This window comes from Microbacterium sp. T32, assembly GCF_001619615.1.
Classification (GTDB): Bacteria; Actinomycetota; Actinomycetes; order Actinomycetales; family Microbacteriaceae; genus Microbacterium.
Map to the genome: position 1 here is coordinate 22,069 of NZ_LQQP01000023.1, position 13,955 is coordinate 36,023.

A 13,955-nucleotide genomic window follows, 5' to 3' on the forward strand; every position below is an offset into this window, starting at 1 on the left:
CGTGGCGTACACGCCCGCGGACGGCGTACTCGTGGCCCTCGGCTTCCTCATGGTGCTGTCGTTCATGGCGCTGATCATGACGCGTCGGCTCACCCCGATGGTCGCGCTGATCGTGGTCCCCACGGTCTTCGGCCTCATAGCCGGAGCGGGCTTCGGCCTCGGCGACATGGTGATCGACGCGATCGGCAAGATGGCGCCGACCGCGGCCCTGCTGCTCTTCGCGATCATGTACTTCGGCATCATGATCGACGTCGGCCTGTTCGATCCGCTCATCCGCGTGATCACGCGCTTCCTGGGCGACGACCCGGCCAAGATCGTGCTCGGCACGGCGATCCTCGCCGGTGCGGTGTCGCTCGACGGCGACGGATCCACGACGTTCATCATCACGACCTCGGCGATGCTGCCGCTGTACCTGCGCCTGGGCATGAGCCCGGTGGTCCTCACGTGCGTCGCGGGCCTGATGAACGGAACGCTGAACATCGTGCCGTGGGGCGGCCCCACGGTACGCGCGGCCACGGCCCTCGGCCTGCAGCCGACCGACGTGTTCGTTCCGATGGTCCCGTCGCTGCTCGCCGGTCTCGTCGTCGCGCTCGCCTTCGCGTGGTTCCTGGGTCTCTCGGAGCGCAAGCGCCTCGCGGGCTCGGTGGACACCTCGAAGCTCGACGGCCCCGGCGGATTCGGCCGCCTGGGTGCGCCGAAGCTGTTCCGCGGTGCCGAGTCGAAGCCCGGCGCGCTCGCGTCGCTGCGCACCGGCAACATCGTGACCGTCCGCGGCGGACGCGGCGCCGTCGCCGCCCCCGAGCTCGTCGAGGCGGCCGACACCGCGATGGCCGACACGATGCTCGACCCGAACCGCGCGACGCTCCGCCCGAAGCTCATCTGGTTCAACCTGGCGCTCACGATCGCCGTGATGGTGCTGCTCGTGCTCGACCTGTTCCCGCTGGCGTTCGTGTTCATGGTCGGCGCGGCCCTCGCGCTCATCGTCAACTTCCCGAAGCTGCGCGGACAGGCCGACGAGATCGTGGCCCACGCGCCCAGCATCGTCGGCGTGGTCTCGATGGTCCTCGCCGCGGGCGTTCTGGTCGGCGTGCTGAACGGCACCGGGATGGTCACCGCGATGGCCGACTGGATCACCCAGGTCATTCCGTCGTCGCTCGGACCGTTCCTCGCCGTCATCACCGGCGTGCTGTCGATCCCGTTCACGTTCTTCATGTCGAACGACGCGTTCTACTTCGGCATCCTGCCGGTGCTCGCCGAGAGCGCCGCGAATTACGGCATCACTCCGGTCGAGATGGCCCGCGCCTCCATCACCGGTCAGCCGGTCCACCTGCAGAGCCCGCTGGTGCCCGCGATCCTGCTGCTCGTCTCGCTCGCCGGCGTCAACCTCGGCGACCACCACAAGAAGGTGCTGTGGCGCGCGACGATCGTCTCGCTCGTGATGCTCGCCGTCGGCGTGCTCGTGGGGGCGGTCCCGCTCCTCGGCTGAGCCGCTCCGCACGGGCGTGAGGGGTCAAGAAGTGTCGCTTCGCGCCCCGCGAAGCGACACTTCTTGACCCCTCACGCGGGAACGAAGAGGACCCCGGATGCCATGGCATCCGGGGCCCTCTGGGTTCAGAGCGCTAGGACACGGTGCGGCGCGGGCGACGCGTGGTCCACACCACCCCTCCCGCAACGAGCAGGAAGGATGCCAGCAGTGCCGCCCCCAACGGAGCCTGCGCCCCGGTGGCCGCGAGCTGGCCGGCCGCGACCACCGTGATCGGCACGGTGGCGATCGTCCGTCCGTCCGCGCCGAACACCACGATCGAGTGGCTGCCCGCGGCGAGGTTGCCGGGGATCTGCACGTCGAACGTGACGCGGCCGCTGGCGTCGGCGGCGGGGATGCCGGCGATGCGGATCGGGGTGCTGCGCAGTTCGGCCGTGACCTGCTCGCCGGGTTGCAGCCCCGTCACCGTCACCTTCACGATGCCGCCCCGCTCGACCGTCGTCGTCGAGACGGACACCGTCGGAGTGGAGCCGGGTGCCGAGGTCGGCTGGCCGGTCGGCGTCGCCGTCGGGCTCGCCGTGGGGCCGCCCGTCGGCGTGGCCGTGGGCTCGACCGTCGGTTCCGGCGTCGCGGTCGGCTCCGGCGTGGCCGTCGGCGTGGGCGTGGCCGTCGACGTGGGAGTCGGCGTCGGCGTCGGGCCCGGGTCGTCCGGAACCTCCCGCGGTGCGACGCTCGAGAGCGTCGGCTTGACGGTCTGGAAGAGCCCGTCCGCACCGATCTCGAGACGGTCGATCGTCGTCTCGCGGTTGGTTCCGCCGCCGCCCGGGATCGCGAACCGGTGGTACGCGATGTACCACTCGTCGGTGCCCGGCACGTTGATGATCGAGCTGTGCCCCGTGCCGAGGATGCCCTGCGAGGCATCCTTCGACAGGATCACGCCGCGGGAGGTCCACGGGCCGTCGATGCTCGTCGACGTGGCGTAGCCGACGCGGTAGTCGGCCGAACCGGTGTCGTCGATCGAGTACGTCAGGTGGTACAGACCGTCGCGGTAGTTCACGAACGAGCCCTCGCGGAAGTCATTCAGCCCGGAGATCGGCTTGATCGTGCCCGCCTTGATGCTCTTCATGTCGTCCGACAGCTCGCCGTAGACAGGGTTGCCGTTCCCCCAGAACAGGTAATACTTGCCCGTCTGGGGGTCCTGGAACGCCGCCGGATCGATGGCCTGTCCGCTGTGGACGCTCTCGCCGTTCGTGATCATCGGCTGCGCCTCCGCGGTGAACGGCCCCTCGGGGCTGTCGGCCACGGCGACGCCGATCTCCTTGCGATTGTCCTGCGGGTTGTGGCCGCTGAAGTAGAAGTAGTACTTCCCGCCCTTCTCGATGATCGTCGGCGCCCACGCGTTACCCGAGGCCCACGGAACGTTGCCGTTGGCGCCGTCCAGCGTCAGGAACGGCTTGTCCGAGCGCGTCCAGTCGACGAGGTTCTTCGACTTCCACACGTAGAACGTGTTGCCACCCCAGCCGGGAGTGCCGTCGGTCGTGGCGTAGATGTAGTACGTGTCGCCGAACACCGCGATGTTCGGGTCGGCGTACAGCCCCGGCAGGACCGGGCTCTTCATCTCCACCGCCTTGAACGTCCACACGACGTCGGACTGTCCCTCGGTCTTCAGCGTCACCGTCACCGGCGTGCTGAGATTGCGGACCGTTCCGGACGCCGGGGTGGCCGTCGTGCCGGGTGCGGTCGTGAACGTCGGACGCAGCTTCGACAGGTCGGTTCCCGGTACGACGGGGAACAGCACGGTGCGGTTGTCGGCGTCGACGATCGGGGCGACCTTGAGCGCAGCGGCATCCTGCAGACCGATGCCGGTCAGGAGGCCCGGGTTCTGAGCGGCGATCTCCTCCGGGCTCAACGCACGGTTGTAGAGCGCGAACTCCCGCATCTGGCCGCGGAACAGGTTGTCCTCGTTGTACACGGACTTGCCGAGGTAGTTCGCCAGGGTCGCGCCCTTGCCGATGTCGCCTGGTCGAACGGTGACGTTGGTGTTCTCGGCGACCTTCTGCCCGTCCAGGTACAGCCGCGCGGTGTTTCCGCTCAACGTGTAGGTCAGGTGCACCCAGCGGTCACGCGGGAGAGCGCTGGCGGCGGACGCGTTCTGCTCCCCGGTCCAGTTGCCCGTGGTGATCGCGCCCCGATACTGGCCGTTGCCGGTCGAGAACAGGTAGCCGTTCCCCTTGCCGTCGGTGCCGGTGTTGCCGAAGCCGTACAGGAAGTACGGGTTCTTCTGCGCCGGGTCGATCCGCACCTCGGTGTCGACGGTGACCTCGGTCACCCCCGCCAGCACGTTGTCGGGCAGATCGACGTAGTCGTTGCTGCCGTCGAAGGTGAGCGCCCCGTCCGAGAACGTCGCGCCGCCCTGGATCTGCGCGTCGCGCCCCGCACCGGAGCGGTCGTGCAGCGTTGCGCCCGAACCGTCGGTGAAGTCGTACCGCAGCACCTCGCCCTTGTCGTTGGCCGTGACCGGGGTCACGGTCGGCTCGGTCGGGATGTTCTTCCGCAGGGCGGCGAGCTCGTCCGCGGTCACGGGCATGACCGTGCCGTGGCGCGGGCTGCTCGGCAGCTTGTAGCTCGCCGGGACCTGCCAGTTCGGGTTCGCGATGTCGGTCGTGGCGAGAGGGATGTAGCCGCGGCCGCCGTATTCGTCGACGAACAGGTAGTACTTGTCGCCGTTGACGTCGCCCGGGTTGGACTTGAAGATGCTCGGACCCTCGACCGCACCCGTGCCGGCCTTCTTGCCGATGCAGGAGGCGACCTGCGTCCAGTCCTTCAGCGGAGCGGTGAGGACCGGCGAGCTCTCCTGGATGATGTCGCTGCACCCCGTGGTGCCGGCGCCCTCGTCCTTGGTGAAGCGCTGGTAGACGCCGTTCGCCTTGATGACGGTGGAGTCGATGCGCGACATTCCGCCCTGCCACACCTTCGTGTCACTGAAGGTCACGAAGTCGCGCGTGGTGGCGTACAACATGCTGTTGTCGACGCCCGCGGTGTGGTTCGGGTCGTTCTCCGCGTAGAGCTTCGACGCCCAGAACACGACGTACTGGCCGAGGGTCTCGTCGTAGTACGCCTCGGGCGCCCAGGTGTTGCCCGCGGTGTCGGGCGAGACGCGGACGTGACGCTGGTCGCTCCAGTTCACGAGGTCGTGCGACTCCCATACCTCGATGTACTTCGAGCCCTGGCGCTGCGAGGTGTCCCAGGACGTGCCCCCGCCGATCGAGAGGTCGGTGGCGATCAGGTAGAACGTGTCGCCCTCGGGAGAGCGGATGATGAACGGGTCGCGCAGGCCCTTCTCGCCGTACTTCGAGGTGAGGACGGGCTTGCCGCCGTTCAGCTCGGTCCAGGACAGGGCGTTGTTGCCGTTGCTCGCCGCGAAGTAGATGTTCTCGCCGGCGATGGTGTTGCCGGTGAAGTAGGCGAACGTGTACCCCGCGAAGGCTCCGATGTGGGCAGCCTTACGGACCGTCACGACGATGTCGCGGGTCTTCGTGGTCGAGCCCTTCGTGACGGATGCCGTGAGGGTCACCGTCGTGTCGGTCTCCTGGCGCGAGACGACACCCGTCGTGGAGACCACGGCGGGGTTCGAGCTCGTCCATGTCACGGGCAGACCGCTCGCGGTCGTCGGCAGGGTCAGGTTGCCGCGCGCGTCGTCCGCGTTCACGACGGTGATGCCCTCGAGGGCCTTCTGCGCTGCTCCGGCGTCATCCGGAACGGCCAGCACCGTCGCGGCGAAGGCCGCGGTCTCCGTGGCGGATCCGCGCGTGAGCGTCGCCGTGAGCGTGACCTTCGCGTCGGGCTGTCCGGCCGCGGGGCGCGTCACGGTGCCGGTGGCGGATACGACCGCGGCGTTGGAGGACGACCAGGAGATGCTCGCGCCGTTCGTGCCGGTGGTGGGCAGGGCGATGTTCGCGGTGACGGCGCTGAGGTCTCCGAGACTCAGCGCGGCCTTGTCGCGTGCGACACGCTGCGCGTCGGTCGGGACGAGCGTCGTCACCTCGTCCGCGGCCAGCGCCCGGTCGTACAGGCGGAACCCGCGAAGGCTGCCCGCGAGTCGCTTGTCGGGGGTGTAGTTCGAGCGACCGAGGTAGTTGGCCGTGGTCGTCCCGTTGCCGATCGATCCGGGGGTGGTCGTCGTCTTGGTGTTCTCGGCGACCTTGACGCCGTCGATGTAGAGGCGCGAGGTCTTGCTCCCCGCGTCGAGGGTGTAGGTGAGGGTCTTCCAGACGCCGCGGTCGAGGTTGGCCGAGCCGCGAGTCTCCTGCTCCGTGGTCCAGTTCCCACTGGCGATACCCGTGCGTGCCGGATTTCCGGTCGCGAACAGGTAACCGTTGCCGTACCAGTCGGTCGTGTTGCCGAGGCCCCAGATGAAGTAGTTGCCGGACTGCTCCGGGCGTACGAGGACGTCCGTGCTGACCGTCACAGACGAGAGCCCCTTGAGGATGTCATTGGGAACGCTCACATAGTCGTCGACACCGTCGAGCCGCACACCGTCAGTGCCGGTGAGCGAGGGTCCACCGACGTACGTGGCATCCCGACCGTTGCCGGAGACGTCGTGCACGACGGTTCCCGACGTCTCGTCGAGCGGGTAGGAAACGACCAGGCCGGTCGAGGGAGTGTCCGCATTTGCGGCTATCGGGAGCGTGATCGGCGCCGCGACCAGCGCGGCGACGACCGGGACGGCAAGCGTCCAGGATGGGAGACGGCGGGGGAGCGCCGTCCGGTGGGGCGTAGGCACGGGGGTGCTGATCCTCTCGTGAATGCGACATTGCATGGAGTCGTCGACAGCGGCGACTGTCTGCGATGTTAGCGCTCACACTCCGCCATGACCAGGTTGTGACGCGATCGTTGCCGTGTGAGCGGTCCCACGAGAGCCGGGTGAACCGGGCGGCGCGCCGAGCGGAGTCGGGCACCGCGAACGGCTCGCGTCAGGGACGCAGCGGCGCCGAATCGCGCACGACGAGGCGCGTGGGGAGCGGCGTGCTCTCACTCACCGTGTCCGGCTCCTCCACCATCAGCAGAACCTTCTGCATGAGGATTTCACCCAGCGCGGCGAAGTCCTGGCGCACGGTGGTCAGCGAGGGGAACAGGAACGGCGCCTCGGGCACATCGTCGAAGCCGACCACCCCGATGTCCTCCGGTACGCGGAGGCCGCGCTCCCGCAGTGCGGACAGCACGCCGATGGCCATGTGATCGTTGGCGACGAAGATGCCCTCGCCGGGGGCGAGGTCGGTCTCGGTGGCGATCCGGTAGCCGCTCGCGGCCGACCAGTCGCCGTGGACGGGAGGGGTCGACTGCGCCCGAGCGGAAGCGATCTCTTCGCGCCACCCGCGGAGGCGCTCGACCGCGTCGGGGTTGCGCGCGGGACCGGCGATGTGACGGACCGTGCCGTACCCCGACTCGAGCAGGTGCCGCACGGCTGCCCGGGCACCGCGGTACTGATCGATGGCCACGAGGCGCGGGTGCGGACGGCTGGTCGTGGCCGCGGCCACGATCGGCACGTCGATCTCGATCGCCTGCACCGCCGCGAGCACTTCGACGTCCACGACGATGAGCACGATGGCATCCACGCGCTGCTTCAGGAGCCCGTCGATCGCCGCGCGGACAGCGGCGACGTCGTTCTGGGGCGAGCTGATGGCGTCGACGTTGTAGCGCGCGGCGCGCGCCGCGAAGTTGAAGTTCGTCGCGATCGACGAGGGGCCGTAGTCGACGGTCCCGGGGGTGACGAGGCCGATCGTGCGGGTACGACGCGTGACGAGCGCCCGCGCGGCGGGCGACGGGCTGTACCGGAGCTGCGCGATGGCCTGTTCGACGCGCGCCCGCGTCGCCGGGCGCACGTTCGGCATGTTGTTGAGCACACGCGACACCGTCTGGTGCGAGACGCCGGCCAATCGAGCGACGTCGAAGATGTTGGCGGTGCGGGATGCCTTCTCGTCAACCATCGGCCAGCCCCTCCTCCTCCGTGGCGGGCTTGGCCACGAGGGCGAGGAGGGCGTCGGACGTGAGTTCCGCGGCGGGGAGGATCTGCGCGAGCACGCCGTCGCGCATCACCGCCACCAAATGGGCGACGCGCAGCACCTCGTCGAGCTCCGCGGAGATGTAGACGATCGCCAGGCCGTTGTCGGAGAGCTCTCCCACCAGGCGCTGGATCTCGGCCTTCGCTCCGACGTCGATGCCGCGCGTCGGCTCGTCGAGCACGATGACGCGCGGCGACAGCGCGAGCAGTCGGGCCAGAAGCACCTTCTGCTGGTTTCCCCCCGAGAGCGTCGAGACGGGGCGATCGATGTCGGCGGGACGGATGTGGAGCGCCTCCACCCAGCTCGTCGCCAACTCGCGGCGTCGCGCGGTGCTCAGCCGGTGGAAGATCCCCCGCTGCGCCTGCAGCGCGAGCGTGATGTTGTCGAGGACGCTGAGGTCGCCGATGATCCCCTCGGTGCGCCGGTTCTCGGACGAGTAGGCCACCCGCCGACGGATCGCGTCGCGAGGTGACCCGAGCCGCACCGGCTCACCGTCGATGCGCACCTCTCCCCCGTCGGGATGATCGACGCCGGTCAGCGCGCGCGCCAACTCGCTGCGTCCCGACCCGAGGAGCCCGGCGACGCCGATGACCTCGCCTTCCGCGATGTCGACGTCCGCGTCGCGCAGGCGGGGTCCGGATGCCAAGCCCCGCGCGCGCACGATCGACGGCCCCTCCGCGGGCAGCGACGTCCGCTGTCCGAGCGGCGCCAGCGCGTCGGCCGCGGCGCCGAGCATCTTCTCGACGAGGTCGATGCGCAGGAGCTCGCGTGTGCCGTACTCCCCCACGAGGCGCCCGCCGCGGAGCACCGTGACGCGGTCGCAGATCTCGTAGACCTGGTCGAGGAAGTGCGACACGAAGATGATCGCGATCCCCTGCGTCTTCAGGTCACGGATGACGCGGAAGAGCTCGGCGACCTCGTCGGCATCCAGGCTCGAGGTCGGTTCGTCGAGGACGAGCACCTTCACGTCGATCGAGACGGCGCGGGCGATCGCCACGAGCTGCTGGATCGCCAGCGGATGCGTCGACAGGACGGACGACGGGTCGACGTCGACGCCGAGGGCGGAGAGCGCTTCGATCGCCCGTTCGCGCATCGCGCGGTGGTCGATCATCCCGAAGCGGCGCGGCTCCCGCCCGAGCGAGATGTTCTCGGCGACGGTGAGGTTGGGGAGGAGATCGATCTCCTGGTAGACGGTCGAGATCCCGACCGCCTGGGCGTCCGCCGGGGTGGAGAACTGCATCGGGCGCCCCTCCAGGAGGATCTCGCCCTGGTCGAGCCGGAGCGCGCCCGTGATCGCTTTGATCAGCGTCGACTTGCCGGCACCGTTCTCGCCCATGAGCGAGTGGACCTCGCCGGGGCGGAGCCGGAAGTCGACATCGGCGAGCGCCGACTCGACGCCGAAACGCACCGTCGCCCCGCGCACCTCGAGGAGGGGCGGGGCGACGGTCGACATGGGGTCAATCATGCCCTCGCGATGACCGCAGCGTGAACATCCTGTGCGGGCGCGTCATTTGCTGAGGGCCGAGCGGGACACGATGATCCGCTGCACGACGACGAACAGGAGCAGGAGCGCCCCGACGGTGATGCGCGTCCAAGACTGCTCGGCGCCCGAGAACGAGATGATCGTGCGGATCAGACCGTAGACGAAGACACCGATCATCGAACCGAGCACGAAGCCGCTGCCGCCGGTCAGCAGCGTTCCGCCGATGACGACGGCGGCGATCGTGTCCAGTTCCGTGCCGACGCCGTTCAGGGGGTATCCCGCACCGGAGTAGGCCGTCAGGACGATGCCCGCGAGACCCGCGCACACCCCGCTGATGACGTACACCGAGAGCTTCGCGCGGACGACCGGGAGACCCATGAGCCGGGCCGACTGCTCGTTGCCGCCCACCGCGTAGACGGTGCGCCCGAACCGCGTGAACCGGAGAACGAAGGCCGCGAGCGCGACCGTCAGCAACGCGATGATGCCCGTCGGCGTGATTTACCACCCGGCGAACGAGAAGCGGGTGGACTGCAGCCAGAGGATGCCCTCGTTGTCGACCTTGATCGATTCGAGGCTCACGACGAACGCCAGGCCGCGGGCCAGGAACATGCCGATGAGCGAGGCGATGAACGGCTGCACGTCGAAGAACTGCACCAGCACCCCGATCAGCAGGCCGATCGCAGCGCCGATCAGGATCATCGCGGGGATCGCGACGGCGACCGGAACGCCCTGCGAGAGCAGACTCGCGCACAGGATGCCGGTGAACGCCATGACCGCGCCGACCGAGAGGTCGATGCCCCCGGTGAGGATGACGAAGGTCATGCCGACCGCGAGGACGAGCAGGTACGCGTTGTCGAGCAGGATCGACGACAGGATGCGCGGGAGCTGGAAGTTGGGGAAGTACGCCATCGCCCCGGCGATCATGATCAGCAGGATCGCGATCGCCGCGAACACCGGGATCCAGGAGACGTGACGGTTCAGGAACCGTCGATACGTGGTGGTGGCGGCGGCGCCCGAGGGGCCGCGCTCGGCGGTGAGAGTGACCATCAGGACAGCACCTTTGCGTCGGGACGTCGGGTGAGGGGCCGCAGGGCCGAGCGGCCCGCGGTCTGGAAGAACGCGCGGAACCGGCGCGACTGCAGCAGCACCACGATCAGCACGGCCGCGGCCATGAAGACGGGGCTGACGGCGGGCGGCACGCCCAGGAACGTGATCGTGCTCTTGAGCGTCTGGATCGTGAAGACACCCACGACCGTGCCGGCCAGGCTGAACTTTCCGCCGGCGAGCGACGTGCCGCCGAGGACCACCGCGAGGATGGCATCCAGTTCGATGTACAGACCGGCCGCGTTGGCGTCGGCGGCCATGATGTTCGAGCTGTAGAGGACACCGGCCATGCCGGCCAGCGTGCCGCTGGCGATGTAGGCGCCCCAGATGATGCCGCGCGAGCGGACACCGGCCAGACGGCTCGCCTCGGGGTTGATGCCGACGGCCTCGGTGAGCATGCCCAACGCGGTGCGTCGCTCGACGATGCCCACGACGATCACCGCGGCGATCGAGACGTAGAACGCGAACGGCAGCCCCAGGACGTATCCCTGCGCCATGAACTGGTACGGGTCGCTGTTGATCGTGGTGATGAAGCCCTTGGTGATGAGCAGGGCGACGCCGCGACCGGCGAGCATCAGCACGAGCGTGGCGATGATGGGCTGGATGCCGAGCACCGAGACGAGGAACCCGTTCCAGACGCCGAGCAGTAGCGCGGTGCCGACGGCGGCGACGATCGCGATCATGACGACGCCGAGGTTGCCCGGGTCAGGCGAGGCCTCGATGATCGTCAGCGCCACGGCGCCGGAGACCGCCATGATCGCCCCGACCGACAGGTCGATGCCGCGCGTGGCGATGACGAGCGTCATGCCGAGGGCGACGAGCATCAGCGGAGCGCTGTTGCGCAGGATGTCGATCAGCGACCCGTACAGCTCGCCGTTCTGCACCGTGATGCTGAGGAACGACGGTCGCGAGATCGTGTTGACGGCGATGAGCGCCACGAGTGCGGCGATGGGCCACACGAGGCGGTGCGAAAGGAACTTCTTCATGCGATCTTCTCCCGATCGGACGACGTTGTCTCGGGCTGCCCCTCGGCGATGTAGGCCACCAGGCCGTCGAGGTCGACGTCCTGGGTGGCCAGCTCGCCGATCTTACGACGATCGCGCAGCACGGCCACGCGTTGGGCGATGCGCAGCACCTCCTCGAGCTCGGAGGAGATGAACACCACGGACAGGCCCTTCTGGGCGAGCTCGGCGACCTTGCGCTGGATGTCGGCCTTCGCGCCGACATCGATGCCGCGCGTGGGCTCGTCGAGGATCAGCAGTTCCGGCGCGGTGGCCAGCCATCGGGCGAGCAGCACCTTCTGCTGGTTGCCGCCCGAGAGGTTGCGGATGAGCGCGTTCGGGTTCGCGGGGCGGACGCCGAGCGCGGTGATGTACTCGTCGACGATGGCCTGAACCTCGGCGGCACCGAGCTTGCGGAGTGCGCCGCGACGGGCCTGCACGCCCAGGATGATGTTCTCGGCGACGGTGAGGTCGCCGACGATGCCCTCGGCGCGACGGTCCTCCGACGAGAAAGCGATGCCGCGGTCGAGAGCGTGACGCGGTGAGCCGAGGCGTGACGGGGATCCGGCCACGTCGACCTGACCCTGGTCGGCGCGGTCGGCGCCCGCGATCAGGCGCGCGAGCTCGGTGCGCCCCGATCCCAGGAGTCCCGCGAGACCGACGATCTCGCCGGGGTAGACCTCGAGGTCCACCGGTTCCAGGGCGTTCTTGCGGGCGAGCGAGACGGCCTTCAGCACCGGGGTGCCGGAGCGGTCGATGACGCGCTCGGCGCTGGCGGAGATGGCATCCAGTTCGCCGAGCTCACGGCCGATCATCTTCGCCACCAGCTGCTCGCGGCCGAGCTCGGCGATCGGGTACTCCCCCACCAGCGTGCCGTTGCGGAGCACAGTGAGGAGGTCGGAGATCTCGTAGATCTGGTCGAGGAAGTGCGAGACGAAGAGGATCGCGACGCCACGGTCGCGGAGATCCCGGATGACGCCGAAGAGCTGCTCGACCTCTCCGCGGTCGAGGCTGGAGGTCGGTTCGTCGAGGACCAGCACGGTGGTGTCGACCACCATCGCGCGACTGATCGCGACGAGCTGCTGCACGGCGATCGAGTGGCTGGCGAGGATCGAGCGCGTGTCGATGTTCAGGCCCAGCTCGGCGAGAGCCTTCGCGGCAGCGGCGTGGGTCGCGCGCCAGTCCACGAGGCCGGCGCGGCGGACCTCGTTACCGAGCATCACGTTCTCGCCGACGGACAGGTTCTGGCAGAGGTTGACCTCTTGGTACACGGTCGCGATGCCGGATGCCTGAGCGTCGGCGGTCGAGCGGAACAACCGCTCCTCGCCCTGGACGCGAATGGTGCCGGAGTCGATCCCGTACACGCCGGTGAGGGCCTTGATGAGGGTGGACTTGCCGGCGCCGTTCTCTCCCATGAGGGAGTGCACCTCACCGGGATAGAGGGTGAAGTCCACGCCGTCGAGCGCCTTCACTCCGGGGAAGGAGATGCTGATGCCGCGCATCGCGACGACGGCAGCACGTTCGGATGTCATGCTCGATCGCTTTCTCAGGGGGTGAGCGGAGGGAGGGTGTGCGGGGCCGAGTCGGCCCCGCACACCCGAGGGGGGTACGGACGTCGAGCGTCCGCGAGTGGATCAGTACTTGCGGTCGGGCAGAGCGGCCTTCGCCTGCTCCTGGTCGAACGCCTGGTCCTCGACGATGTACTGCTTGTCGACGGACTCGCCGGCGACGACCTTCTTCACGACGTCGGCGACCTTTTCACCGAGCAGCGGGTTGCACTCGACGATGTAGTTGAACTCGCCGTCGGCCAGAGCCGTCATGCCGTCCTTGACCGCGTCGATCGTCACGATCTTGATGTCGGTGCCGGGCTTGAGACCGGCGGCCTTGATCGCGTCGAGGGCGCCGAGGCCCATGTCGTCGTTGTGCGCGAACAGCAGATTGATCTGCGAGCCGTACTTCTGGAGGAAGCCCTCCATGACGGTCTTGCCCTCGGCGCGGGTGAAGTTACCCGTCTGCGAGTCGAGCACCTTGATGTCGGTGCCCTTGATCGCGTCGTTGAAGCCGGTCGCGCGGTCGGTCGCAGCCGACGAACCCGTGGTGCCCTCGAGCACGACCAGATTCGTGGGGGTCTTGCCGAAGTTGTCGGCGACCCACTTGCCGGCGGTCTCGCCTTCCTTCTTGAAGTCGAGGCCGACCCAGCTGGCGTACAGGTCCTTCGACGCCGAGACCGTGCGGTCCTCGAGGATCACCGGGATGTTGGCATCCTTGGCTTCCTTCAGCACGTCGTCCCAGCCGTCGGTGACGATCGGGGCGAGGACGATGGCATCCACACCCTGGTTGATGAAGCTGCGGACCGCGGCGATCTGCGCCTCGGGCTTGTTGTCGGCGGCGTTGAAGATGAGGTTGAAGCCGTTGGCCTCGGAGAACGCCTCCTTCATCGACTCGGTGTTGGCGCTGCGCCAGCCGCTCTCGGAACCGGTCTGGGCGAACCCGACCGTGATCACCTTCTTGTCGCCGCCGTCTCCGCCGGCCGTGGAGCCGCCACCGGCGCAGCCCGTCGCGGTGATGGCGATCGCGCCCACGAGCGCGAGTCCGGCGAGAGTCTTCTTCGCCTTCATGTTGAAACCTCCTCGTTTCGCCGGCTGCGTCGCCGGTCCATGTGATGCAGCCCCCTCGGGCGGGCTGACTCCTGAATGTTAGCGCTCACACTTGCCGTGCTGTCAAGAACGATTTGCAACGGAAAGATCACGGCACGCGCGATGTGAAGCCTCACAAAGCGCGGACGCTCCGCGGAGACGTGTGTCGTCGCGTTTCGCGTTCCG

7 protein-coding genes and 1 pseudogene are annotated in these 13,955 nt (G+C 68.6%); 1 reads left to right on the top strand and 7 read right to left on the bottom strand.

Annotated features, from left to right (window positions below; translation table 11 throughout):
- Positions 1-49: 49 nt before the first annotated feature.
- The gene (locus AVW09_RS12380; RefSeq protein WP_231901849.1) at positions 50-1,486 is read left to right on the top strand and encodes a CitMHS family transporter; all 1,437 of its coding nucleotides are present in this window, start codon (positions 50-52) and stop codon (positions 1,484-1,486) included.
- Positions 1,487-1,619: 133 nt separating this feature from the next.
- Here the strand turns inward: AVW09_RS12380 and AVW09_RS12385 are convergent, their stop codons facing one another.
- The 7 genes and pseudogenes from AVW09_RS12385 to AVW09_RS12415 all read right to left on the bottom strand — a co-directional run bounded on the left by AVW09_RS12385 (position 1,620) and on the right by AVW09_RS12415 (position 13,751).
- On the bottom strand, positions 1,620-6,266 hold the full coding sequence (locus AVW09_RS12385) for a family 43 glycosylhydrolase (RefSeq protein WP_063258371.1): 4,647 nt from the start codon (positions 6,264-6,266) through the stop codon (positions 1,620-1,622).
- Positions 6,267-6,456: 190 nt separating this feature from the next.
- A complete protein-coding gene (locus tag AVW09_RS12390; protein WP_022877454.1) occupies positions 6,457-7,470 on the bottom strand; it encodes a LacI family DNA-binding transcriptional regulator in 1,014 nt (337 codons plus the stop codon).
- Positions 7,463-8,998, bottom strand: a complete 1,536-nt coding sequence (locus tag AVW09_RS12395; protein WP_063258534.1) for a sugar ABC transporter ATP-binding protein — start codon at positions 8,996-8,998, stop codon at positions 7,463-7,465. The genes AVW09_RS12390 and AVW09_RS12395 overlap by 8 nt, the downstream gene beginning before the upstream one ends.
- Positions 8,999-9,052: 54 nt before the next feature.
- Positions 9,053-10,075: pseudogene (locus AVW09_RS12400) on the bottom strand (ABC transporter permease subunit).
- Complete coding sequence (locus tag AVW09_RS12405; RefSeq protein ID WP_063258372.1) at positions 10,075-11,118, bottom strand: ABC transporter permease; 1,044 nt, start codon at positions 11,116-11,118, stop codon at positions 10,075-10,077. Before AVW09_RS12405 ends, AVW09_RS12400 begins: the two are co-directional and overlap by 1 nt.
- Positions 11,115-12,665: a sugar ABC transporter ATP-binding protein gene (locus AVW09_RS12410; RefSeq protein WP_063258373.1), complete on the bottom strand. Its 1,551-nt coding sequence runs from the start codon at positions 12,663-12,665 to the stop codon at positions 11,115-11,117. The genes AVW09_RS12405 and AVW09_RS12410 overlap by 4 nt, the downstream gene beginning before the upstream one ends.
- 102 nt (positions 12,666-12,767) lie before the next feature.
- Complete coding sequence (locus AVW09_RS12415) at positions 12,768-13,751, bottom strand: ABC transporter substrate-binding protein (protein ID WP_022877449.1); 984 nt, start codon at positions 13,749-13,751, stop codon at positions 12,768-12,770.
- Positions 13,752-13,955: the final 204 nt, after the last annotated feature.

Coding starts and splice junctions, on each gene's coding strand:
- AVW09_RS12410 (WP_063258373.1), bottom strand. CDS start 12,665: ATGACATCCGAACGTGCTGCCGTCGTCGCGATGCGCGGCATCAGCATC.
- AVW09_RS12380 (WP_231901849.1), top strand. CDS start 50: ATGGTGCTGTCGTTCATGGCGCTGATCATGACGCGTCGGCTCACCCCG.
- AVW09_RS12415 (WP_022877449.1), bottom strand. CDS start 13,751: ATGAAGGCGAAGAAGACTCTCGCCGGACTCGCGCTCGTGGGCGCGATC.
- AVW09_RS12395 (WP_063258534.1), bottom strand. CDS start 8,998: ATGTCGACCGTCGCCCCGCCCCTCCTCGAGGTGCGCGGGGCGACGGTG.
- AVW09_RS12405 (WP_063258372.1), bottom strand. CDS start 11,118: ATGAAGAAGTTCCTTTCGCACCGCCTCGTGTGGCCCATCGCCGCACTC.
- AVW09_RS12390 (WP_022877454.1), bottom strand. CDS start 7,470: ATGGTTGACGAGAAGGCATCCCGCACCGCCAACATCTTCGACGTCGCT.